Genomic DNA, 24,127 nt, shown 5'->3' with positions numbered 1-24,127 from the left:
AGGGGAAACCGCTACCCCAATATCGCCTTCAGCACCGGTCCTATTGTCTCAAACGCCTGCGGTGAAATGATATCCACGTGGGCGCAATCCTGGCTGTAAACCTCCAGTTCCCCCACCCACGGCGCCCAGGCCTGCTGCGGATCCAGCGTTTGCGTGCGCCCGGCAACAAACAACGTCGCTTTACCGTCGAACCGTGAACTGTGCGCCGTTGTCAGAAGGCGGACGGCATCGGCGTAATTCCCTTCGATGGCGTTAAAGAGCTCGCCAGAGCCTTGCCCCTGCTGCGCGGCGATAAACGCCTGACGCTCGCGTTCGATTTCTGCCAGTACGTCCGGATCGAGACCATTGGCCTCTTTCTCTGCCCAGTTCTGGGTTTCCGGCGGCCAGGTATCCAGCAAGCCGAGAAACGCCACCGCGTCACCCTGCTCGCGCAGACGGGCCGCAATGCCCTGCGCCAGCGTGCCGCCAAGCGAGTAGCCGAACAGATAATACGGCCCCTGCGGCTGTTGCGCGCGCAGCGTCTGCAGATGCTGTTCGATCACCTCGTCCAGCGTAGCGCACTGCTGCATCGGCCCTTCCGGACGCGGCGACTGAATGCCGGTGATTGACCAGCGCGGGCTGAGATAGCGCGCCAGCACGCTAAACTGCCAGGCAAAACCGGATGCCGGATGGAAGCAGAACAGCGTCGGACCGTTGCTTTCACGCAGCGGCAGAAGGGTCTCGTAGCCCAGTCGCTGTGCCTGTTCGTCATTCATCGATGAATCCAGCAGCGCGCTGAGCATGCTGACCGTCGAGGCCACCATAATCTGCCCCGGCGTGACCCTGCGGGCAAACGTACGGCTGAGCTGCGCGGCCAGGCGCATCGCCAGCAGGGAATGACCGCCGAGGGCGAAGAAATCGGCATCGATGTCGTTCACCTCACAGCCGAGCAGGGCAGAAAATGCCTGCGCGACGGCCACTTCAGCGTCTGTTTCTGGCGCCCGCCCGGCCGTCTTGCGGGTCAATTCCGGCAACGGAAGCGCCTTGCGGTCAAGCTTTCCGTTGGCAGAGAGCGGCAGCCCGCTGATTTGCAGCAGCACCACCGGCACCATATGGGGCGGCAATTGCGCTTTAAGCGAGTGCAGCAGCGCATCGCGGTCCAGCGGCAAGCCGGACCCGGAGACGACATACCCTACCAGCTGTCGGGCATCGCCCCCGGTTGCCGCCGCCTGATTAAACACGCACGCGTGCGCTACGGCCTGCGCCACGTCAGGCAGCGAAAGCATCGCACGATCGATTTCGCCGAGCTCGATACGCTGACCACGAATTTTGAGCTGATCGTCACTGCGGCCCAGATACTCCACCGCGCCGTTATCCAGCCAGCGCGCCACGTCCCCGGTGCGGTACATCCGCTCGCCAGGTGCAAAGGGATCGGCAATGAAGCGGCTGGCGGTCAGGTCCGGACGACCGAGATACCCCTGCGCAAGCTGGATCCCGGTAAGATAGAGATCACCGGCCACGCCGAACGGCACCGGCCGCATCATCGCATCCAGAATGCGCAGCCCCGTATTCCACACCGGGAAGCCAATCGGCACGCTGTTGCCCGCTACCGCCGCCAGTTCCGGACCCGACGCCGGATACCAGCTCACGTCCACCGCCGCTTCCGTTGGACCATAAAGGTTATGCAACGGGACATGAGTAAGGTGCTCCCACTCCCGACACAGTTCTGTCGGCAGCGCTTCCCCGCTGCAGAACACCTGCTTCAGGGTCTGACAGCAGTCGGCATTTCCCGGCGTCAGCGAGGCAACGAACGCCGCCAGCATCGACGGCACAAAGTGTGTCGTGGTCACGCCATAATGCGAGAAGAAGTTCTGCATCGCCTGCGGATCGCGGTGCGCGTCCGGCTCGGCCATCACCAGCTTCGCGCCGGCGATAAAGGGCCACCAGAACTCCCAGACCGAGACGTCAAAACTGCACGGCGTCTTCTGCGCCACCACGTCATGCGCGTCCAGCGGATAGTGATCCTGCATCCACATCAGGCGGTTAACGATGGCGGTATGCCCTACCATCACGCCTTTTGGCCGTCCCGTTGAGCCTGAGGTAAAGATGATGTACGCCGTGTGCGCCGGCTTTGCCAGCCGCAGCGGTTCACTGCCCGCTGGGGGTAATAGTGTGTTGTAACTAAATACAGGGACCGGCAGATCGCTAAAGCGCGAAAGCTGATCGTCAGAGGCGATCAGCAGGGACGGTTTCGCGTCCTCCAGCATCATGCGCAGACGATCGTCCGGGTAACCGGTATCCAGCGGCAACCACGCGGCGCCCGCCTCCACGATGCCGTGCAGCGCCAGGGTAAGAAACACCGAGCGCGGCAGGGCTACCGCCACGCTGTCGCCAGGCTTAACGCCGCGTTCCCGCAGTAATGTCGCAAGAGCCACCACCTGCTCGCGCATCTGGCGGTAATTCAGTTCGATGTGCGCATCAGCAAGCGCGGGGGCATCCGGCGTTTTGCCCGCCTGGTCTGCCACCAGCTGAGCCAGCGTGGTTGACGGTAGCGCCAGCCCGGTATCATTGATACGCGCCAGCTGCTGGTATTCCTGCTCTGAAACGGTTTCTGCTTCGCCGCAGGGCAAATCCGGGTTGGCAGCAAACTGCATCAGCATGGCGTTCAGGCGTGCAACGTGGCGCGTTAGCGTCGCTTCATCGTAGCGCTGCTTATTGGCAAGGATTTCAATACTCAGTCCGCCCTGCTCGTCCGGGAACAGCGCCAGTTCAAGGTCATTGACCGGGCCAGTGGCCAGCGTATGGGTGATGGCGTCCACGCCATCCATATCCAGCTGATAATCAAACACCTTGACGTTCAGTACCGGGCCAAACAGCGCGTCATCACCCGCGGCACGTCCGCTGTCGCGCACGATCTGCTCGGCGTCATAACGCTGATGGCGACGCATTTTTTTCAGCTGGTGTGCCAGACGATGCGCCAGCGCAGGCAGGCTTTCGTGCGGGGCGATGTTCACCGCCAGCGGCAGCACGTTCAGTACCGGACCGGTTGCCGTTAAGGCCGCCGACCCCATTCGGCGCATAAAGATAAACCCGGCGGCGTAGTCCAGCCGTCCGGTCAGACGCCCGATCCACAGCGCCACCAGCGCAAGCGCCAGATCGGTACGCTGAACCGGCCCCGCCGCCTGAGCAAGCCGGGTAAAGGCGCGGCGGTCAGCCGTCACCTTCAGACGCAGAATATCGGTGGTCGCCGCACGGCCCGGCAGCGGTGCCGACGACAGCGAGACCGGGGAAGGAAGCTGCTTACGCTGCTCCGCCCAGAACGCCCCGTCGCGCTGATACGCTTCGCTGTCGCGATAGCGCTGGTACTCCTCCACCACCTCGGCGAAAGGGGTAAACGGCGACGCGGGCGTGGGCTCGCCGTTTTGCCATGCGTGATAAATGGCGGCGATCTGGCGGGTAATCGCCGGGAAACTGAAGCCATCCACCACCAGATGATGATATCGCTGATACCAGTACCAGTGCCCTTCGCCTACCTGAATCAGCTGATGGAACGCCAGCGGCTGACCGCTGTCCACACGCAGGTTCTGGTTTAAATCCGCTGCCATCCAGGCCATCGCCGCGTCATGGGATTCGGCGCAAACCACGGACGGTTCAGGCAGTGACATAGCGTCATCCACCCACTGCCACACCTCGCCATTCTCTTGCACAAAACGCATGCGCAGGGTGTCGGCCTGCCGCATTCCTTCAACAATGGCTTTTGCCAGCAGCGGTGCGTCAATATTGCCCTTCAGCTCGGTGTAGTGCGCCACGCTCCAGGCGTTTGGCAGGGAGGAAAGCTGCTCCGCCATCCAGATACCCGGCTGGGCGGCGACAAGGGGAAGACGGTTCATGCTTTCTCTCCCGCAAAATAAGACGGTTGCAGGGTTTGCCAGTGGTCGGCGAGCCACTGCTGACAGGCTTCCTGAGACTGCGCTTCACAGACCACGCGCCAGCCCGCCGGCAGCTGGCACTGCTGCGGCCACAGACTGTACTGTCCCTGGTCGTTACGCAAAATCGCAAACTGACCCTGCGGATTATCGAAAGGGTTGCTGAATTCCATACAGACTCCGTTAGTGAATAAGCGGCTGCCAGAGGGTCATCAGCCCCTGCGTCAGCCCACCGCGCCAGCAAAGCGCGTCGTGTCCGCCGTCAACCTGACGCCAGATAACCGGTTGCTGCGGGTGCAGTTCGGCGTAGATCGCCTGATTCGCGCGGAAGATGAGCGGCTCATTGCGTCCGGCCTCAAGAACGATACGCAGCCCGCGCGCGGTGAGGTCGCCCGCTTTAAGTTGTTCGATGAGCAACCCGTCCTGCTGACCGCCACGGTGCGGCCACCAGTAGGAGCCGGACTGGCTTAATACGCAGCCAAAGCGCTCGGGCCAGTTAAGCCCGGCATAAAGTGAAGAGAGGCCGCCAAAGCTTTGACCCGCGACTACCGTTCGGTCGGCGCGGTCGCTGAACGGAGTGCGGCTGTTCACCCGCGGGAGAAGTTCCTCCTGCACCGCCTGCCAGAAATCCGGGTTGCAGGGTAACTCGTGATTGCGATGCGCCATGTCGATCACATCGATTAAGACGTAGACGGCAGGCGGCAATTTGCCCGCGTTTGTCAGCGCGGTTAGCGGAGACCACACGGGCATGCTTTCGGCCCAGAACTGGCCGTCGAGCAGTACGGCAAGCGGCCGCTCCGGGCTGTCTTCACCGGTGGTGAAAACCCACACCCGGCGGCGGTTATTCAGACGCACGCTTTCCCATTCAAAGCAGACGGGCGCGTTGCCGGGCGTTGCGGGCGTGTTCCAGCCGGGCTGAACCGGGGCCTCGGGCATTTCGAGCGCCGAGACGGGATGCCCGCGTCCGCCGCGCCAGCTTTGCGGATTTAACGGATCGGCCATCGCCGCGGGGAGCAACTTTCGCCAGCCTTCACGCAGCGCCAAACGATCGGGTTGCTCGCCGTGGAAGACCGCGTCGGCAAAATCATCGTCGTTTACTGAGGGGATAAAACAGTAGCTGCCGCGCCATTGCGGGGTGAACGCGCCCTGCCACTGCCAGACGTCAGTATCAGGAATGCGCTCAAGGGATTGCGGACGGGCATTTTGATGGTGATCGGTCACGCCGGTGATGTAGAGCCAGACGCGTTTTAGCGGCGAGGTTTTTTGCGTTCCTGCCGGATCACGCCACCAGAAAGTGACGCGATAGTGCCCCTTCTCGCGGGTCCATTCGGGTCCGTTTTTCGACTGCCACCAGGCTTCACTTCCCGTTTTTAACCCCGTCACCCGTATAACCTCATGTTTATCAGTCTTTTTTGTTTCAGGACAAATTTTATTGATAATATTATTGATAACTATTTGCATTTGCAATAGCGTAGTGGCCGCGCTGTGGGAAGCGCGCTCATAAAACAACCATGCCACGCGTTGTGTGCGCTCGAGGACGGGGCTGCTTACGCAAACTGCGGGTGACACCATGCCGCCTCCTCTCCCTTTCGGGAATGGAGCCCGGGGATGCGGCGCGAAAAGCAGGACGTACAATGAATAAGAAGATTCACTCCCTGGCCTTGCTGGTCAACTTAGGGATTTACGGCGTTGCGATGCCAGCGCTGGCAGACGACAACACCGCCAACGCGCAGCACGAAGACACCATGGTGATCACCGCCGCAGAGCAGAACCTGCAGGCACCAGGGGTATCGACCATCACCGCCGATGAAATCCGTAAAAACCCGCCCGCACGTGACGTGGCCGAAATCATTCGCACCATGCCTGGCGTTAACCTGACCGGGAACTCCACCAGCGGACAGCGCGGCAATAACCGTCAGATTGATATTCGTGGTATGGGTCCGGAAAACACCCTGATCCTGATTGACGGCAAGCCGGTCACCAGCCGCAACTCCATCCGTCTGGGCTGGCGCGGCGAGCGAGATACCCGCGGTGACACCGGCTGGGTACCACCAGAGATGATTGAACGCATTGAGGTCATTCGTGGCCCGGCCGCAGCTCGCTACGGTAACGGTGCGGCAGGCGGCGTGGTGAACATCATCACCAAAAAATTCGACAACCAGTGGCATGGCTCCTGGAACACCTATCTGAATGCTCCAGAACATAAGGATGAGGGTTCCACTAAGCGCACCAACTTCAGCCTGAGCGGCCCGCTGGGCGGCGACTTCAGCTTCCGCATGTTTGGTAACCTGGACAAAACCCAGGCCGATGCGTGGGACATCAACCAGGGTCACCAGTCCGATCGTACCGGTACCTATGCCGACACCCTGCCAGCAGGCCGTGAAGGGGTCGAGAACAAAGACATTAACGGCGTGGTCCGCTGGGACTTCGCGCCCATGCAGTCCCTGGAGTTTGAAGCGGGCTACAGCCGCCAGAACAACCTCTACGCGGGTGATACCCAGAACACCAACAACGACAACAGCTCCAGCGGTCTGGTGAAGAAAAACTACGGTAAAGAGACTAACCGTATCTATCGCCAGAACTTTGCGGTGACCTGGAACGGCGGCTGGGATAATGGGATTACCACCAGCAACTGGGCGCAGTACGAACACACCCGCAATTCGCGTCTCGGCGAAGGCCTGGCGGGCGGTACGGAAGGATTGTTCAACAGCAATAAATTCACCGACACCGACCTGGCTGATGTGATGCTGCACAGCGAAATCAACCTGCCGATTGATTTCCTCGTCAACCAGAACCTGACGCTGGGCACCGAGTGGAACCAGCAGCGCATGAAGGACTCGACCTCCTTCTCGCAAACCCAGCAGGGCGGGACCATTCCGGGGCTCAGCAACGATCGTAGCCCGTATACCTCGGCGGAGATCTTCTCCCTGTTCGCCGAAAACAACATGGAGCTGACGGACAGCACCATGCTGACCCCGGCGCTGCGCTTCGATCACCATACGATCGTCGGTAACAACTGGAGCCCGTCCCTGAACCTGTCGCAAGGCCTGGGTGACGACTTTACGCTGAAGATGGGTATCGCCCGCGCCTATAAAGCGCCGAGCCTGTACCAGACCAACCCGAACTATCTGTTGTACAGCAAAGGCCAGGGCTGCTACGCCAGCTCCGACGGCGTGGGTTGCTACATGATGGGTAATGACGACCTGAAAGCCGAAACCAGCATCAACAAAGAGATTGGTCTGGAGTGGAAACACGACGGCTGGCTGGCGGGCGTGACCTGGTTCCGTAACGACTACCGCAACAAGATTGAAGCGGGGTATGCGCCAGTCGGCCAGACCTCCACCAGTAAAGTGACCACCGATATTTACCAGTGGGAAAACGTGCCTAAAGCGGTGGTTGAAGGTCTGGAAGGCTCCCTGAACGTGCCGGTCAGCGACACGATCAACTGGACCAACAACATCACCTATATGCTGCAAAGCAAGAACAAGGAGACCGGCGACCGTTTGTCGATCATCCCGGAGTACACGCTGAACTCAACCCTGAGCTGGCAGGTACATCAGGATGTGTCGCTGCAGTCAACCTTCACCTGGTACGGCAAGCAGCAGCCGAAGAAGTACAACTACAAAGGCCAGCCGGTGACCGGGTCTGAGAAAGACGAAGTCAGCCCGTACAGCATCGTTGGCCTGAGTGCGACCTGGGACGTGACCAAAAACGTCAGCCTGACCGGCGGCGTGGATAACGTCTTTGATAAACGCCAGTGGCGCGCGGGTAATGCCCAGACCACCGGCAACGCCACAACCGGTGCCTATATGTACGGCGCGGGTGCATACACCTATAATGAGCCGGGCCGAACCTGGTTTATGAGCGTGAACACGCACTTCTAAGGCAGGCTGTGTCTCCCCTCTCCTGCCGGGAGAGGGGCTGAATGTCTCCCTCTCCCGGCAGGAGAGGATCGGGGTGAAGGCATCAGGCCGCACTATTCCTCAACGTCAGGACGAGAAAACATGCGCACCACCCACTCCACATTTCGTCTTGCCGGAACCACGGTCCATCAAATTACCTTCGATCCCACCACCTTTACCGACGCCGACCTCCTCTGGCTTCCTCACCACAACGCGCTTGCTCACGCAGCCCCCAAACGTAAAGCTGAACACCTGGCCGGACGCCTCGCCGCCGCCCACGCCCTGCGGGAATATGGCTTTACGGCCATACCGGCTATCGGCAGCAACGGCGAGCCGCTGTGGCCTGACGGCATGACGGGCAGCATCAGCCATACGGCCAGTCGTGCGCTGGCCGTTGTAACGCCGCACGGGCTAACGGGTATCGACGGGGAAATTATCCTCGCTGATGACGAAGCGGTGGAGATCAAAGACGGGATTATTGGCCCCGCAGAGGACACGCTGCTGCGCCACACCGGCCTGCCATTTGCGCAGGCGCTGACGCTGACGTTTAGCGCCAAAGAGAGCCTCTTTAAGGCGCTGTTTTCACAGGTTAACGCGATGATGGGCTTTGATTGTGCCCGCGTCACGGCGCTCGACGAGAATACCCTGACGCTGGCGCTGACCCGCCCGCTGGCGGGGTTTTCGCAAGATGATGCCTTCACGCTGTTTTGGCTGCGTGACGGCAACACGCAGATCACACTGCTTCCGCCTTTTCCCGCCGCTTCGCACAAGTCATCATCACGGCGTTGAACAATACGCCAGACTGCAGTCTTTTCAATCCTTGCCGCGGGTACAGCGCAGATAAGGCAGGGTGTTACGTCTTACTGAACAAAAGCCTCATGCAAATGACTGTTATCCCAGTGGCACCGATGGACGAGACGGACAGAACAAGAATCGAAGCAAAATCATGCACACCCTCTATGCCGTAAATACTAAACACGTTTGCCAGACGTTGAACGTTGTCCAGAGGAAAAAAGGCTGCCCATACCAGGCCGCAAACAAAAAACCAAAATACTATTTGTACGCAAAAAAGGAAAAAACCGGTGAAAGTCCTCATCGGGTCACCGTTATTGCTCCGCAGGAGAACCGTTAATATCAACACCGCCATCGCCTTTAAGCCACACGTAAGCTGGGATCGTCATTTTTATCTCCTTATAAAAACCAGCAGTATGATCGTAAATCGCTTTTTGAATTAATGCATTTGTGCCTGAGGAATGACTGATAAAAACAGATAAGGCAGATAAATATAAAAAAAGAATGGGCAAATAGCAGTGCTACTGAGTCGTAAAGGATAAGCAGTCGTAGAACGGGGCCAGAACTGGCCCCGCGGTTTTACTTCAGTTCAGTGCTCAAACATCCGGGAACATCACGCTATTCCCCGGCGCCTCGCGATGGAGGTGAATAAAGTTCAGGTGCCGCTCATACTGATCCAGTATGTCCGTAATCACCTGTTCCTTACTGTAATCCATCAGGTCATTCCCCTGGCTCCCTTCCAGCAGGAACGTCTCAAGGCGGTAATACGTTGATTTCCCACTGCGTGCGCGATAGGTAAACCCGGGCACCGAATACTGCTGTGGCCAAATCTGGTAGACAAAGTTTTGTTCGTCGCCCATATGCACCAGCAGGTCCAGGTGTCCCAGAGTCTCACCGTCGTCCGGCGGCAAGTTTTTCAGTTCAACATACGCACCACGCAGCTTCAGCTCCTGCGCCACCTCTTCCATCGCCGGGAAGCAGACCGTTTCCATCATCTGTTTGGTGTAGCGCGTGCCCGGATAGTTCATCAGGCGTGACAACCGCTTTTTCCAGCTCAGTCTGTCCTGCGCACCCATCGGGCGTGGCGCGGTGTCACGGCTGGCGCTGACGCGGCGGTAATCTTCCACCTTGAGAGATTTATACAGCCCGGCCATCACGAAGAAGATCACGAAACTGAACGGCAGCCCCATGATCACCGTGGTGTTCTGCAGGGCAGAAATACCGTTGGTCATCAGCATGCCCAGGGTCAGCAGGCCAATGGCGACAGACCAGAAGATGCGCAGCCAGTTAGGGGCATCGCTGTTAATGTCCTTGAGCTTCGAGGTAAAGTTCCCCAGCACCAGCGCGCCGGAATCCGCCGAGGTGACGTAAAACAGCAGGCCGGTAATGGTTGCAACAGAGGCGCTAAAGGTAAACGCCGGATACTGCGCCAGCAGGCTGTAGAACCCCCGCTCCGGATGCACCATCGCTTCCTGCGCAAACGTCGCATTGCCGTGAATGATCTCGTGCAGCGCGCTGTTGCCGAACACCGACAGCCACAGCAGCGTAAAGGTGAACGGGATAATCAGCGTGCCCATCACAAACTGACGAATGGTGCGTCCACGCGAAATACGCGCCAGGAACAGGCCAACAAACGGCGACCACGCGACCCACCACGCCCAGAAGAACAGCGTCCAGTTGTTCATCCACTCGACCGGGCGGTCAAAGGCGAAGCTGTTCAACGTCATACCCATAAAGCGGTTCACGTAATCACCCACGTTCAGCACTAACGCATTGAGCAGGAATGACGTATCGCCCATAAACAGCACGAACAGAATCAACCCCAGCGCCAGCGCGACGTTCAGCTCAGAAAGCACGCGAATGCCCTTGTCCACGCCGGAGGTAACCGAAATGGTGGCGATAATCACCGACAGCGCGATCAGCGCCGCTTTGGCCGCCATGGAATCCGGGATATCAAACAGCACGCTCAGACCGTAGTTGAGCTGCACCACGCCGATACCGAGCGTGGTGGCGATCCCAAAGATGGTGCCAATCACCGCCGCAATATCCACGGTGTGTCCAATCGGTCCGTTAATTTTTTTACCGAAAATCGGATAGAGCGCGGAGCGGATCGTGAGGGGTAAATTATAACGATAGCTAAAGTATCCGAGCGCCATACCCATCAGGGCATACATCGACCAGCCGGTTAAGCCGTAGTGGAACAATGTCCAGACCATCGCCTGTCGCGCGGCCTCCATCGTCTGCCCCGCCCCTTCCGGTGGCTGCATATATTGCGTGACCGGTTCCGCCACGGAGAAGAACATCAGGTCAATACCAATGCCCGCGGCAAACAGCATCGCGGCCCAGCTCAGCAGGCTGAACTCGGGTTTTGACTGTTCCGGCCCGAGCTTTACCGAGCCAAAGCGCGAGCAGGCGATGCAGACGACGAAGACGATATAGAGCGTCGCCGCCAGCAAGTAGTACCAGCCGAAGGTCTTCGACACCCAGTTCAGGGTGCGCCCAATCCACTCGGCAGAAAAATCGCTAAAGAAGATCGTCATCAGGGAAAACAACAAAATCAGTCCTGCGGATGTATAAAAAACAACCGGATTGATTTTGTCCTTTTCTCTGTCTTGCGAAAGATCTGTCATCCAGTATCCCCACTGTTTTTGTAACTATTGAAATCCAAAACCGCAACAATTAAGACACATTTTATATTGAACGTCCAATCAAAAACCGCTTTAATGGTTAACCAACGCTGATGAATGGAGTGGCAAAAATGCCCAAAGTGGGGATGCAGCCAATCCGGCGCAGGCAACTGATCGACGCCACGCTGGAAGCAATAAATGAAGTGGGAATGCATGACGCGACCATCGCGCAGATCGCCCGTCGGGCGGGCGTTTCCACGGGGATCATCAGTCACTATTTCAAGGACAAAAATGGCCTGCTGGAAGCGACCATGCGCGACATCACTGGCCAGCTGCGCGACGCGGTATTGAACCGTTTGCATGCCTTACCGCACGGCAGTGCAGAGCAGCGTCTGCAGGCGATTGTCGGCGGCAATTTTGATGAAACCCAGATCAGCGGCGCGGCAATGAAAGCCTGGCTGGCCTTCTGGGCGAGCAGCATGCATCAGCCAATGCTCTACCGTCTGCAGCAGGTGAGCAGCCGCCGTCTGCTGTCGAACCTGGTGTATGAGTTCCGCCGCGAGCTGCCGCGCGAACAGGCGCAGGAGGCGGGTTACGGGCTCGCGGCGCTGATTGACGGGCTGTGGCTGCGCGCCGCGTTGAGTGGCAAACCGCTGGATAAAACCCTGGCCCAGTCGCTCACCAGCCACTTTATTAGCCAGCATTTACCGACCGATTAACCGAGGAGAATTTATGTCCCGAATGGCAGAACAGCAGCTTTATATCAATGGTGGTTATACATCGGCCACCAGCGGTCGCACCTTCGAGACCATCAACCCGGCCAACGGTGAAGTCCTGGCGACCGTTCAGGCCGCCGGACGCGAGGATGTCGAGCGCGCCGTAGAAAGCGCGCAGCGCGGGCAAAAAATCTGGGGGGCAATGACCGCCATGGAGCGCTCGCGCATTCTGCGCCGTGCGGTAGACATTCTTCGTGAGCGTAACGACGAGCTGGCGAAGCTGGAAACCCTCGACACCGGCAAAGCGTACTCAGAAACCAGCACCGTTGATATCGTCACCGGCGCGGACGTGCTGGAGTACTACGCAGGGCTGATCCCGGCGCTGGAAGGCAGCCAGATCCCCTTGCGCGATACCTCATTTGTCTATACCCGTCGTGAACCGCTGGGCGTGGTCGCGGGCATTGGCGCGTGGAACTACCCGATCCAGATCGCCCTGTGGAAATCCGCGCCAGCGCTGGCCGCAGGTAACGCGATGATCTTCAAACCGAGCGAAGTGACACCCCTCACCGCCCTGAAGCTTGCCGAGATCTACACCGAAGCGGGTCTGCCGGACGGCGTGTTTAACGTTCTGCCGGGCGTGGGCGCAGAAACCGGTCAGTTCCTGACCGAGCACCCGGGCATCGCCAAAGTCTCCTTCACCGGCGGCGTTGCCAGCGGCAAAAAAGTGATGGCCAATTCGGCGGCCTCGTCCCTGAAAGAGGTGACGATGGAGCTGGGCGGAAAATCCCCGCTGGTTATTTTCGACGATGCCGACCTGGATCTCGCGGCGGACATCGCCATGATGGCCAACTTCTTCAGTTCCGGCCAGGTATGCACCAACGGCACCCGCGTGTTCGTGCCGGCGAAATTCAAAGCCGCGTTTGAGCAGAAAATTGTTGAGCGCGTGGCACGTATTCGCGCGGGCGATCTGTTCGATGAACGCACCAACTTTGGTCCACTGGTGAGCTTCCCGCACCGCGAAAACGTGCTGCGCTATATCGCCAAAGGCAAAGAAGAAGGCGCGCGTGTACTGTGTGGTGGCGACGTGCTGAAAGGCGAAGGCTTTGACAACGGCGCGTGGGTGGCTCCCACCGTGTTCACCGACTGCACCGATGAGATGACCATCGTGCGCGAAGAGATCTTCGGGCCGGTGATGTCCATCCTCACGTACGAAACCGACGAAGAGGTGATTCGTCGCGCCAACGACACCGATTACGGTCTGGCGGCGGGCATCGTGACTGCCGACCTGAACCGCGCGCACAGCGCGATCCACCAGCTTGAAGCGGGTATCTGCTGGATCAACACCTGGGGTGAATCCGCGGCAGAGATGCCGGTTGGTGGCTACAAACACTCCGGCATTGGCCGCGAGAACGGCGTAATGACGCTCCAGAGTTATACCCAGGTGAAGTCCATCCAGGTTGAGATGGGTAAATTCCAGTCCATATTTTAACCGGGAGGTTTTTTTTGCAATTTGACTACATCATTATTGGTGCCGGATCTGCCGGCAACGTACTGGCAACACGACTGACGGAAGATCCCAATACCACCGTTCTGCTGCTTGAAGCGGGCGGCCCGGATTACCGTTTTGACTTCCGCACCCAGATGCCTGCCGCGCTGGCGTTTCCCTTGCAGGGCAAGCGTTACAACTGGGCGTATGAAACCGAGCCCGAGCCGCACATGAACAACCGCCGTATGGAGTGCGGTCGCGGCAAAGGGCTGGGCGGCTCATCCCTGATCAACGGTATGTGCTACATCCGCGGTAACGCGATGGATCTGGACAACTGGGCAACTGAGCCGGGTCTGGAACACTGGAGCTATCTCAACTGCCTGCCCTACTACCGTAAGGCAGAGACCCGTGACGTGGGGCCAAACGACTACCACGGCGGCGACGGCCCGGTGAGCGTGACCACCTCTAAACCCGGCGTAAACCCGCTGTTTGAAGCGATGGTAGAAGCCGGTGTGCAGGCGGGCTACCCGCGTACTGACGACCTTAACGGCTATCAGCAGGAAGGCTTCGGCCCGATGGACAGAACCGTGACGCCGCAGGGCCGTCGCGCCAGTACCGCACGCGGCTATCTGGATCAGGCGAAATCACGCCCGAACCTGACCATTCGCACCCATGCCATGATCGATCACATTATTTTTGACGGCAAACGCGCGACAGGTGTCGAGTGGCTGGAAGGCGAGAGCACGATTCCGTCAAAAGCGACGGCCAGCAAAGAGGTGCTGCTGTGCGCCGGGGCGATTGCCTCTCCGCAGATCCTGCAGCGCTCCGGCGTGGGTAACGCGGAACTGCTGAAGCAGTTTGACATCCCGCTGGTACATGACCTCCCGGGTGTGGGTGAAAACCTGCAGGATCACTTAGAGATGTACCTGCAGTACGAGTGCAAAGAGCCGGTCTCTCTCTACCCTGCCCTGCAGTGGTGGAACCAGCCGAAGATTGGCGCGGAGTGGCTGTTTGGCGGCACCGGCGTGGGAGCGAGCAACCACTTTGAAGCGGGCGGGTTTATCCGCAGCCGCGAGGAGTTTGAATGGCCGAATATTCAATACCACTTCCTGCCGGTCGCCATTAACTACAACGGGTCGAACGCGGTCAAAGAGCACGGCTTCCAGTGCCACGTTGGCTCCATGCGCTCACCAAGCCGCGGGCATGTACGGATTAAATCACGCGATCCGCATCAGCATCCGGCGATCCTGTTCAACTATATGTCCCACGAACAGGACTGGCAGGAGTTTCGCGATGCGATCCGCATCACCCGTGAGATCATGCACCAGCCGGCGCTGGATAAATACCGTGGACGGGAAATCAGCCCGGGCATTGAGTGCCAGACCGACGAACAGCTGGACGAGTTTGTGCGTAACCACGCTGAAACCGCCTTCCACCCGTGCGGCACCTGTAAGATGGGGTATGACGAAATGGCCGTGGTCGACGGCGAGGGTCGCGTTCATGGGCTGGAAGGATTACGCGTGGTGGATGCGTCCATTATGCCGCAGATCATCACCGGCAACCTGAACGCCACCACCATCATGATTGGCGAGAAGATTGCCGATGCCATTCGCGGGCGCGAGCCGCTGGCGAAGAGCACCGCGGCATATTATGTCGCCAACGGTGCACCGGTTCGCCTGTAACGCAGTTTGCTAAGCAGCCCCTCTCCCAACGGGTGAGGGGCATATTTTACAGACGAAACGCCTCCAGCTTTTTACGCTGCCGTCCTTCCCCGTCAAAATTCGCTTCAGCCAGCCAGGCGCGGAGTTCGGCATCCCGCTGTGGCCATTCGCCATCAATGATTGACAGCATGTCGCTGTCGCGGTTGCGCCCTTTGCGCACCAGCTTCTGACGCAGCCGGCCTTCCCAGACAAACCCCAGCCTTTCCGCCGCATTACGCGAGGCAGTGTTCATTGAATCGCACTTCCACTCCAGCCGACGATAGCCATGCTCGAATGCATTCCTGAGCAGCAGCCATACGGTTTCCGTGCCAAGGCGGGAGCCTTTCATCTTGCGTGACCAGGTGACGTGGCCGATCTCCACCGACCCTTGCATGCGCTCTATTGCCATATAGCTCACCAGCCCCACCGCTTGCCCGGTACGTAAATCGATGACGGCGTACGGCACCAGTTCATCATCCAGTACTTTGCCAAGGACCCATTCTGCGGTGTCTTCAACACTCACGGGCTGGGTGCTGACAAGCCACGTCCAGTCGCTGTCGTCCCCCAGCGCATAGGCCTCATACAAATCCGCGGCGTGGCGTTCGGCATCCAGCGGCTCCAGACGACAATACTGACCGACGAGCGGAGTGCGGGTTAACGCACGGGCGCATTTCCAGTCGGGGACGATATCGTTAACAGTTTGACCATGTTGATTAAGCTCGGGCACGGCGTTGACTCCCGGAAGGATAAGGGTTTTGTTATAGCAGGTTAAAAAGCGGACGAAAAGAGACGCGGCGTATTGCCTGCTGGGGAAAACGGGAGGGAGTGGCGTTTGCACGCCAGGATGACAGCGGTACGCCGGGTAAGACGTCGCCCTACCCGGCAAAGCATTATTTCAGCAGCTTCACCGTAGCGTCGATGTCGATCTCATCTTCCGTGAAGATCATCGTCGTATTCTGGAAGGTGGTGATAGCCAGCTTCTTCACCGTGCGCATTTCACCCGGTTTTTTGTCAGACTTGGGTTTGATGTTGTTCATCAGCAGCCCCACGGACAGTACCGCGTTCTCTTTATCGATACCGGTATCTGCTGGCTCTTCTTCGCTGAACACCACAAACGATTTGATCGAAGTGAGCTTCACGCGCTCGCCTGCGATATAGAGGTGTTTGCTTTCCGGGATCACCTTCACCGCATAGGCGGAAAGGCCTTTGTTGTTGGTTGTGGGCTCGAAGGTCACCGCTGCGTCTTTCTTAATCAGATCAGGGTTGGCGACCTTAATCACATGAAAATAGCGGTTGTCACCGTTTTCATCTTTGATAAATCCAAAGCCTTTATCTTTAAACCACGTTGTGATTGTACCGTTCATCGCTGTTACCGCCTGTCAGATCTCTAAGACTAAAGTTTTGCAGCGCGCAGTGTAATCCACAATGGCTGAGGAGACAAAAAAAAGCCCCTGCACGGGGGCAGGGGAAAACTCATGTCAGAGCTTATTAGTATTTAGTTGAACACCATACCACCGTCAATCAACAGGGACTGACCGGTCATGTAGTCGGAATCTGGCCCGGCGAGATAAGAGACACAGGCGGCCACATCTTCGGGTTCGGACAATCTGCCAAGCGTAATGCGTTTGGCAAACGTTTCAGTGCCGTAGCCGAGCGGTTTACCCGCCGCTTCGGAGACCTGGCGGTCAATTTCCGCCCACATCGGCGTTTTGACGATGCCCGGGCAGTAAGCGTTAACGGTGATCCCTAATGGCGCAAGATCACGTGCCGCCGTCTGGGTTAACCCGCGTACCGCAAACTTACTGGAACTGTAGACCGCCAGTTCAGGGTTCCCGGTATGGCCTGCCTGTGAACAGGCGTTGATGATCTTGCCGCCGTGCCCTTCTTTACGGAAGGCGTCAATGGCGGCCTGGATACCCCAGATAACCCCTTTGACGTTGATGTTGTAAACTTTGTCGACAATTTCCGGGGTGATCGACTCAATTGGCGTGGAAGGCGCGACCCCGGCATTGTTGACGATCACGTTGAAACCGCCCAGCGCGGTGCGGGCTTTTTCCACCGCTGCAAACACCTGCTCGCGGCTGGAGACATCCACCTTCACGGCGACGGCCTTCCCCCCATTGCGGACGATCTCATCGGCAACGGCTTTTGCTGTCTCTTCGTTGTAATCCGCGATGGCGACGGCAAAACCGTCTTTCACCAGGCGAAGCGCAATCGCTTTACCAATCCCCTGGCCTGAGCCTGTTACGAGAGCAACTTTTTGCATTTCTCTGTCCTTATATTGATTCACAAAATCTGGCTGAGATGGAGCTGGCCCATCAGCAGCGGGTTATCGCTATAGTCGACGGGAATGGCGACCACGGCCGGGCCATCGACATCCATTGCAGCACGCAGCGTAGGCTCCAGCGCATCCGCGCTCTCGACGGCAAAGCCTTTCGCCCCAAAGGCATCGGCATAGACTTTGAAATCGACCGGGCCGAACTCTACGCCGGAAAGGCGCTGGTATTTTTTCTCTTCCTGGATCGCCACCATGTTGTAGGCGTTGTCCACCCAGATGATGTGCAGCACATTGGCGTTAAGACGCACGGCGGTTTCCAGCTCCATGCTCGACTGCAGGAAGCCGCCGTCACCGGACACCGAGACCACCTTGCGGCCAGGATTGACCAGCCACGCACCAATCGCCCACGGCAGTGCAACGCCCATGGTCTGCTGACCGTTAGAGATCATGACCTGACGTGCGCGGAAGCTATAGAGATAGCGGGCGATCCAGATGTGGAAGCTCCCCATATCAACGGTGAGCGTAACGTCGTTATTGACGATGTCCTGCATGGCCCGCACGATGCGCAGCGGATGCAGGGCAAACTGATTGAGCGAGGCGCCACGGCGATCGAGCAGATCCCGTTGATGCTGACGATCGACCAGGATTTCTGACGCACGCGCGCTGAGCTCCAGCTTGTGGGCGATCCGGCTGGCGAGCAGGTTCAGCGTTTCGGCGATGTCCCCCACCAGCTCGAGGTCAGGCACATAATTGCGTTCTTCATAGGCGGGCAGCACATCGATATGCACCAGCGTGGCGTCGCCGCTGTTCCACATGGACGGTTCGTATTCCACCGGGCTGTAACCGATGCAGATAATCAGATCCGCCAGATGCAGCAATCTGTCGCCTGCCTGGTTGTTAAAGAGGCCGACACGTCCGGCAAAGCGGGTGAAATGTTCCTGATTCACCGCCCCGGCCGCCTGATAGGTACTGGTGACCGGGATGCGGCTTTTCTCCAGCAGCTTACGCAGCGCGGCGCTGTTGGCAGGCTGGCTGGCCATCAGGCCCAGTAAAATGACCGGATTCTTGGCTTTTTCGATAAGCTTCGCCACATCGTTAATGGCGGATTCCGGTGCTGGCCCCATTTTGGCAGTACTGCTGCCCGGCAAAATCGCGCCCGTGGCGGGCTGGTCGACAATATCCTGCGGCAGGCTGACGAACGCGCCTCCAGGCCTGCCGTGCTCGGCAGCGCGAAACGCGTTCGAGACCACTTCCGCAATCGCATCCGGTGAACTTACCTCCACGGCGTATTTCGTCACCGGGCTGAACATGGCGACTGTGTCCATGCTCTGATGCACCAGCTTCGCTTTATCTGCCCGCTTCACGGCACCGCCCAGCGCGACCACCGGGTCGCCCTCACTGTTGGCGGTGGCAATCCCGGTGATCAGGTTTGAGCAGCCCGGCCCGGAGGTGACCAGCGCGACCCCGGCCTTGCCGGTCAGGCGCCCTACCGCTGCGGCCATAAACGCCGCGTTCGCTTCGTGGCGCACGGGAATGATTTCGATGGAGGAATCGAGCAAGGAATCAAACACTTTGTCGATTTTTGCACCCGGAATACCGAAAACCTGCTTCACGCCCTGCGCTTCCAGCTGGCCTACGACCATATCGGCGCCATGCGCCCACTGACGTGCCTGTTTATCACTGTTCACGGTGGTTCTCCTGTTAGTTTTCGACGGAACGGATTGCAGCATCAAGGTTGCTGGGGTGAAGGTTGGCCTGTAAAAATGCGCTGTCGGCAGGCAGGTCGATCATCAGTTTGTGAATTTCACCGAAGGTCAGCACGCCGCTCTCCAGCTGGTAGTCGAGCAGATGCCCGCCGCCCTGACGGTCGTCGGTGATAAAATGTTCGTGATATCCCGCGACGTTAATGCCCTGCATATGCTGCGGCGTGCGGAACCCGACCAGTACCCCTTCTCGCTGGTTAAAGCGGAACACCGGCTGGTCGTCCAGCACGTCGGTCATGGCGCGGTATGGCGGCTTTTGACGCGGAACGGTACGGGTGTGGGCGTGGCGGAAATTACCGTCGATGCGTAACGCACAGAACAGGTTATCGGAGGGGATTTGCTGGTCGATCACGTCGTGGATCTGCTGACGGCTGACCGGCGCATCGAAGGTTTTGCGATACTGCGGCTGGAACCAGGTCATCACCGCAAACGGTGTTTTTTGCTCCGGCTTCGCGGCACGGGCACTCCCGTCGGCGCGCAGCTGATACACCTGGCTGCTGAAGGCAATCATTTCGCCATCCAGCTCGTTGAACGTACCCAGACCAAAATCGCCGTGCGCAAGCAGATCGGCGATAGTGGTATCCCCCTCGTACACGCCGCTTAACAGGGCGCTCATTAGCGATGTCTGATAGATCACGCTGTCAGGATGCTGGGCAGAAAACCCACGCAGGGTCTCGCACAAACTGGCCTCACAGTCGCATGCAGATGAATGCACCATCATGCTCGTCCTCTTCAACTTTATTTAGAAAGGTTAAATAAATGTTGACCCGATTCAGCATAGAGTTCCAATATAGAATCCATGCTGGTTTGAGACGTTTTTGATATGGAACTTCGTTATCTGCGGTATTTTGTCGCCGTTGCACGTGAGCGACACTTCACCAAAGCGGCCAAAGCGCTGGGTATTTCACAGCCTCCTCTGAGTCAGCAGATTAAACGGCTCGAGGAAGAAGTGGGCACGCCGTTATTCAGACGCCTGACGCGAGGCGTGGAGCTGACTGAAGCGGGAGAAGCCTTCTATGAGGACGCCTGTAAGATCCTGGCGCTGAGCGACGCCGCGCTGGAGAAAGCCCGGGGCATTGCCCGCGGGCTGAACGGCAGTCTGTCGATTGGGATCACCAGTTCAGACGCCTTTCACCCCAAAATCTTCACCCTTATTCGCCAGTATCAGCTGCAGAACATGGCGGTGAGAGTGCACCAGGTGGAAGCCAATATGTCTTCGCTGACGGCGATGCTGGCGGAGGGTGAGCTGGATATCGCGTTTGTGCGTCTGCCGTGTGAGAGCAGCAAAGCGTTTGAGCTAAAAATTCTCGACCGTGAGCCGATGGTTGTGGCGCTGCATCGCGACCATCCACTGGCGAAGTGTGGATCACTGGCGCTGGAGCAACTTCGGGATACGCCGGTCGTTTTGTTCCCGCAGGAGGTCGCGCCAGGGCTGTACGATCGCGTTTACGGCTGCTGCGAGCGGGCCGGAATTGACGTGCAGCACACGCTGCAGTCTTCGCAACTTTCCTCTTCCCTGAGCATGGTGTCCGCTGGCGGCGGGTTCGCCCTGGTGCCGAAGTCGATGGCCGCCATTTCGCCTCCCAATGTGACCTACCATGCGCTGACATCACCGGAGCTTTATACCGATATTGCGCTGTGCTGGCGGCGTTTTGAACGTTCGCGGACGGTGAAACGGTTTCTGGCGATGCTGAGTGAAGGGTAATGGCGCGGCGTTGCTTGCGCGCGCTAAGGCCTTTCTGGAAGCCGCCTCGCAAACCTGCAAGTAACCTTGTGTAATTCAGGGTTACTGCTTTTCTTACTCTCCTCCTGGCCGTAAAGTGCCTGCGTTGCGGCACATCCGCAACCGGGCGTAGGAACCCGTTGGCATAAAGCGATTTTTTTTGTCGCGACAGCGCATATACCGTTAAAATCACGGTGGCGCTGGCGGAGCAGCCGAAAGGCTGGCCGTTTTTCTTTATGCACGGTATTCCTACCTCCGTCAGCGCTACCCCCCAAGAGCGTAGGAACTCACCGGGCGGTTAATAATTTTTGCATAAAGAGGATGCCATATGGCTACTATCCCTTCCCTGTCTTACGCGCTCTCTGAAGAAAGCGCTATACACCATCTGCTTCATCTACAACTGCCTGAATCTGCAGATCTCTTCGAACTGGCCGATGCCTGCACCGCGTATGTAAGCGTGCTGGTAGAAACTGACGATGCGGTCACCCATGCAACACTGTGCACGCGTTTGCTGGCAGTCCTTAAACGCCTTCGCGCGCGTTGTGATTCTGCCCTCCCGCCTTATCTGGTCGAACAGCTGATTGCAGGAGAGAAGATTGTCTCCTGCGTTCCGGACTGCTGGCAGGATACGTCGCTCCAGGTGGACTATGCGCTGGCGTTAACGCAGGCGGTAATGGGCGGAACATTGCCTGCAAACGTGGCAAAAGAGCTGACCGGTCTGCTACATGATATGGTCTGGCTGCTAGCGGAGTTCGTCAAGGAGCCGTATATCACGGCGCACTAAGGCCAGAGCTTAAGGGCCGAAATTCAGCTGGTCTGTGAGCCAGAATTTCGGCCTTAATAATATAAAAAACCCATGCAGACGAAGGGTTAAAGTACTGAGATAGCCTCGTCCAGCCAGCCGGGAAGCGTTTCTCTGTACCAGTTCAGGTACAGCTCAAAATCTGTTTTGTTCCGGTCATAGAGCAGGGACATCACCTCTGACACAATCCATGCTTTAGCAAGGGTTATTTCCGTCGCTAGCTGTCGGGCAGGCATATGCAGATAATGCACGCTGTAACGCTCCGCAAGCTGTAAAATGCTTTGCCTGGAGCCCATCCCCTTTACCAGCGGGGCGAGGTCGATAGCCGGACTGCCCGTGCCAAACCTTTCCCAGTCAAAGAGAACCCACTCTCCGTTTTCTCTCCTCCCCCAGTTACCGGCATTGGTATCCCCTGAGAGTAAACATTTCTGCCGAAACAAAACGCTGCCCGCTTGCTGAAAACAGCGCATCTGGTGGGCCGCGCGGTCCGGTAATCTCAAAAGCGCCAGTGATTTTTCAAGCGCTTTCTCGGGCCAGGAATGAGGGTGATACACCCAGGTTGGATCTGGTGGAGTGCAATGAAGATGAGAAAGGCATTTCAATATGTCATCCCCCGACACCTCATCCTGAGACACTTTTCCAGGGATATATTCCAGCCTTAACCGGCGTGGATGTGGATCGGCAGACAACAGCGTCGGCGTTTTGATTCCCCTGCTGTTGAGCTCTTCCGCCGCATACTCGTAGAAAGCGTATTCCACAGGGCTAACAGGGCATTTTTCTATGACTTGCTGACCATATTGATCCACCAAACGCTGCACTTTTGCCGCACCCATTTGGGATAAATTCTCCGCAGACATACATGACTCCCTGTGTCAGGTTTGGCTTTAAGGGATAAGTGTAGTGTGATGCGGAGAGATCAGGGGCATTGCGGTTTACGGGCAGTGTTGCGGGTTGTGGGAAGGTCCGCTTAGAGCGAAGAGCAGACCTTTAAAAACAATATTTAATGGATTGATTGTAGGGAGCTAAATGATTAGCATCTGCTCTTTCGGACAAAGAAAATGACTGTTAACGATTCCCTCTTCGCATTCTCTCTCGCAGCACTGTTACTTACCCTGACTCCCGGTCTTGATACGGCACTTATTCTGCGCACCGCTTGTGCTGAGGGCGGTAAAAAGGCTTTTCACGCTGCGCTTGGCATTGATGCTGGCTGTTTTGTATGGGGCGCGCTGGTTGCGTTAGGTCTTGGTGCTCTTCTGGCGGTTTCAGAGATGGCTTACACTGTGCTCAAAGTTTGTGGCGCGGTCTACCTGAGCTGGCTGGGCTTACAACTGCTGATACGTCCTCGATCATCTTTCAGTGATGGTGATGACAACAACGTTTCTCAGGGGAACTGGTTTATCAGAGGAATGCTGGGGAATGTGCTCAATCCCAAAATGGGCATTTTTTATGTCTCTTTTTTGCCGCAGTTCGTACCTGCCGGTCACTCACCTTTAATATGGACTTTTATCCTGGTCAGCATCCACGTAGCGATTGGGACTATATGGTCAGTCACTCTCATTTTATCTACGCATTTTGCGTCAGCCGTACTGAAGAAAAGTCGCGTTGTCCGGGTGATGGACAGAGCAACAGGGGGCTTGTTTTTATGTTTCGCGGCTAAACTTGCTATTAGCACGAGATAGCCTTGGGCTGGCTGGCAATGTCCGCTTCTGGCACAAAGCGGACAAGCTAACTGAGCCAAAGGTCCGCCATGAGCGAAAATCGGACAAAAGCCCCCCCAGGGGACTGAGTAACGTACCAACCGCTCTCTATAACATGATCAAACAGCACCGTAGGACAAGGTGATTTTTAATACCATCGTTTAGTCTGACAATCCTTAACTACTCTTACTGGGATTAACAAGCTATGACAGTCCAAACACCACAGGTAGTAGCGGAAACTTTTTTTCATCGTATAGCCACAGCAGAAGATGTGAATGAGATAGCGGCACTGGTAAGTGAAAGCGTCGACTGGGTGGTCGCTGGAAATACTCAGTTAGTTCCCTGGATTGGCCGAAAATACGGCAGAAACGGTGTGGCAGAATTCTATGCGCAAATACGGACACACCTCTCACCAGAACATTTTGAAATAAAAGATATTCTCATCAAAGACAAGCGACTGGTTGCTATTGGTGAGCTTGCATCACGCGTTAAAAAAACACAGAAGCTGATTGAAACCGAATTTGTACTCGACATGTACATCGAAAATGGTCTTATTACCCGCTTTCGCATGTTTGAGGATAGCTTCGGAGTTTCCGAGGCGTGCCTTTAATTGCAGATACGTTTATTCCATTGAACGTCCGTTTCTGGCACGCAACGGACAGCCCACGTGGTCATAAGGTCTGCGTTGAGCGTACAGCAGACATTCTGCATTTAGAGACCATTGAAACACTGGAAC

Annotated in this window: 19 protein-coding genes and 1 pseudogene; 10 read left to right on the top strand and 10 right to left on the bottom strand. The window is 57.4% G+C overall.

Features of this window, described 5'->3' with window-relative positions; translation table 11 throughout:
- Window positions 1–11: 11 nt before the first annotated feature.
- The 3 genes from entF to fes are packed head-to-tail and all read right to left on the bottom strand — an operon-like array spanning window position 12 to window position 5,288.
- Window positions 12–3,869 carry an enterobactin non-ribosomal peptide synthetase EntF gene (gene entF, locus BH714_RS01925; protein ID WP_040016893.1) on the bottom strand — a complete coding sequence of 1,286 codons (3,858 nt, stop codon included), beginning with the start codon at window positions 3,867–3,869 and terminating at the stop codon, window positions 12–14.
- Window positions 3,866–4,078 (bottom strand): MbtH family protein, encoded by a 213-nt coding sequence (locus tag BH714_RS01920; RefSeq protein ID WP_014169063.1) that lies wholly within the window; start codon window positions 4,076–4,078, stop codon window positions 3,866–3,868. Before BH714_RS01920 ends, entF begins: the two co-directional genes overlap by 4 nt.
- A gap of 10 nt (window positions 4,079–4,088) precedes the next feature.
- Entirely contained in the window at window positions 4,089–5,288 is a 1,200-nt protein-coding gene (gene fes, locus BH714_RS01915; protein WP_040016892.1) for an enterochelin esterase, read from the bottom strand.
- Between the two features lie 251 nt (window positions 5,289–5,539).
- Between fes and BH714_RS01910 the strand changes: the two genes are divergently transcribed.
- Both BH714_RS01910 and entD read left to right on the top strand, forming a co-directional pair.
- Window positions 5,540–7,789, top strand: coding sequence for a TonB-dependent siderophore receptor (locus BH714_RS01910; protein ID WP_020885035.1), 2,250 nt, complete (start codon window positions 5,540–5,542; stop codon window positions 7,787–7,789).
- A gap of 120 nt (window positions 7,790–7,909) precedes the next feature.
- Entirely contained in the window at window positions 7,910–8,596 is a 687-nt protein-coding gene (gene entD / locus BH714_RS01905) for an enterobactin synthase subunit EntD (RefSeq protein ID WP_040016891.1), read from the top strand.
- Window positions 8,597–9,195: 599 nt separating this feature from the next.
- Here the strand turns inward: entD and betT are convergent.
- Complete coding sequence (betT, locus tag BH714_RS01895) at window positions 9,196–11,229, bottom strand: choline BCCT transporter BetT (protein ID WP_014169058.1); 2,034 nt, start codon at window positions 11,227–11,229, stop codon at window positions 9,196–9,198.
- Between the two features lie 128 nt (window positions 11,230–11,357).
- Here betT and betI point away from each other — a divergent pair, with 128 nt between their 5' ends.
- Genes betI through betA form a run of 3 tightly spaced genes read left to right on the top strand, consistent with a single transcriptional unit; the run spans window position 11,358 to window position 15,110 of the window.
- Window positions 11,358–11,945, top strand: a complete 588-nt coding sequence (gene betI / locus BH714_RS01890; protein WP_020885037.1) for a transcriptional regulator BetI — start codon at window positions 11,358–11,360, stop codon at window positions 11,943–11,945.
- Between the two features lie 13 nt (window positions 11,946–11,958).
- Window positions 11,959–13,431, top strand: coding sequence for a betaine-aldehyde dehydrogenase (betB, locus tag BH714_RS01885; protein WP_040016889.1), 1,473 nt, complete (start codon window positions 11,959–11,961; stop codon window positions 13,429–13,431).
- A gap of 14 nt (window positions 13,432–13,445) precedes the next feature.
- Window positions 13,446–15,110 (top strand): choline dehydrogenase, encoded by a 1,665-nt coding sequence (gene betA, locus BH714_RS01880; RefSeq protein ID WP_040016888.1) that lies wholly within the window; start codon window positions 13,446–13,448, stop codon window positions 15,108–15,110.
- 46 nt (window positions 15,111–15,156) lie between these two features.
- Here betA and BH714_RS01875 read toward each other — a convergent pair whose 3' ends face one another.
- From BH714_RS01875 to budA, 5 genes are all read right to left on the bottom strand, one after another.
- The gene (locus tag BH714_RS01875; protein ID WP_014169054.1) at window positions 15,157–15,855 is read right to left on the bottom strand and encodes a GNAT family N-acetyltransferase; all 699 of its coding nucleotides are present in this window, start codon (window positions 15,853–15,855) and stop codon (window positions 15,157–15,159) included.
- Window positions 15,856–16,018: 163 nt separating this feature from the next.
- Window positions 16,019–16,492: a cold-shock protein gene (locus BH714_RS01870; RefSeq protein ID WP_014169053.1), complete on the bottom strand. Its 474-nt coding sequence runs from the start codon at window positions 16,490–16,492 to the stop codon at window positions 16,019–16,021.
- Between the two features lie 131 nt (window positions 16,493–16,623).
- The gene (locus BH714_RS01865; protein ID WP_040016887.1) at window positions 16,624–17,394 is read right to left on the bottom strand and encodes a (S)-acetoin forming diacetyl reductase; all 771 of its coding nucleotides are present in this window, start codon (window positions 17,392–17,394) and stop codon (window positions 16,624–16,626) included.
- Between the two features lie 20 nt (window positions 17,395–17,414).
- A complete protein-coding gene (alsS, locus tag BH714_RS01860) occupies window positions 17,415–19,136 on the bottom strand; it encodes an acetolactate synthase AlsS (protein WP_086463059.1) in 1,722 nt (573 codons plus the stop codon).
- A complete protein-coding gene (gene budA / locus BH714_RS01855) occupies window positions 19,108–19,887 on the bottom strand; it encodes an acetolactate decarboxylase (RefSeq protein WP_025204708.1) in 780 nt (259 codons plus the stop codon). The genes alsS and budA overlap by 29 nt, the downstream gene beginning before the upstream one ends.
- A 105-nt stretch (window positions 19,888–19,992) precedes the next feature.
- Between budA and BH714_RS01850 the strand changes: the two genes are divergently transcribed.
- The 3 genes and pseudogenes from BH714_RS01850 (at window position 19,993) to BH714_RS01845 (ending at window position 21,676) form a co-directional block, all read left to right on the top strand.
- Entirely contained in the window at window positions 19,993–20,874 is an 882-nt protein-coding gene (locus tag BH714_RS01850) for a LysR family transcriptional regulator (RefSeq protein ID WP_014169049.1), read from the top strand.
- Between the two features lie 203 nt (window positions 20,875–21,077).
- Window positions 21,078–21,194 (top strand): annotated as a pseudogene (locus BH714_RS23365) (ash family protein); the annotation flags it as partial.
- A 26-nt stretch (window positions 21,195–21,220) separates the two neighbouring features.
- Window positions 21,221–21,676, top strand: a complete 456-nt coding sequence (locus tag BH714_RS01845) for a hypothetical protein (RefSeq protein ID WP_040016886.1) — start codon at window positions 21,221–21,223, stop codon at window positions 21,674–21,676.
- An 86-nt stretch (window positions 21,677–21,762) separates the two neighbouring features.
- Here the strand turns inward: BH714_RS01845 and BH714_RS01840 are convergent, their stop codons facing one another.
- Window positions 21,763–22,551 (bottom strand): phosphotransferase family protein, encoded by a 789-nt coding sequence (locus BH714_RS01840; RefSeq protein WP_040016885.1) that lies wholly within the window; start codon window positions 22,549–22,551, stop codon window positions 21,763–21,765.
- Window positions 22,552–22,752: 201 nt separating this feature from the next.
- Here BH714_RS01840 and BH714_RS01835 point away from each other — a divergent pair, with 201 nt between their 5' ends.
- Together BH714_RS01835 and BH714_RS01830 are read left to right on the top strand one after the other, a co-directional pair.
- On the top strand, window positions 22,753–23,373 hold the full coding sequence (locus tag BH714_RS01835; protein WP_040016884.1) for a LysE family translocator: 621 nt from the start codon (window positions 22,753–22,755) through the stop codon (window positions 23,371–23,373).
- A 223-nt stretch (window positions 23,374–23,596) separates the two neighbouring features.
- On the top strand, window positions 23,597–24,001 hold the full coding sequence (locus BH714_RS01830; RefSeq protein ID WP_032677634.1) for a nuclear transport factor 2 family protein: 405 nt from the start codon (window positions 23,597–23,599) through the stop codon (window positions 23,999–24,001).
- The last annotated feature ends 126 nt before the right edge of the window (window positions 24,002–24,127 follow it).

This window comes from Enterobacter ludwigii (assembly GCF_001750725.1).
In the GTDB taxonomy this organism is placed as follows: domain Bacteria; phylum Pseudomonadota; class Gammaproteobacteria; order Enterobacterales; family Enterobacteriaceae; genus Enterobacter; species Enterobacter ludwigii.
The sequence above is the reverse complement of the archived record's forward strand: the minus strand, read 5'-3'. Positions and strand labels throughout refer to the sequence as shown.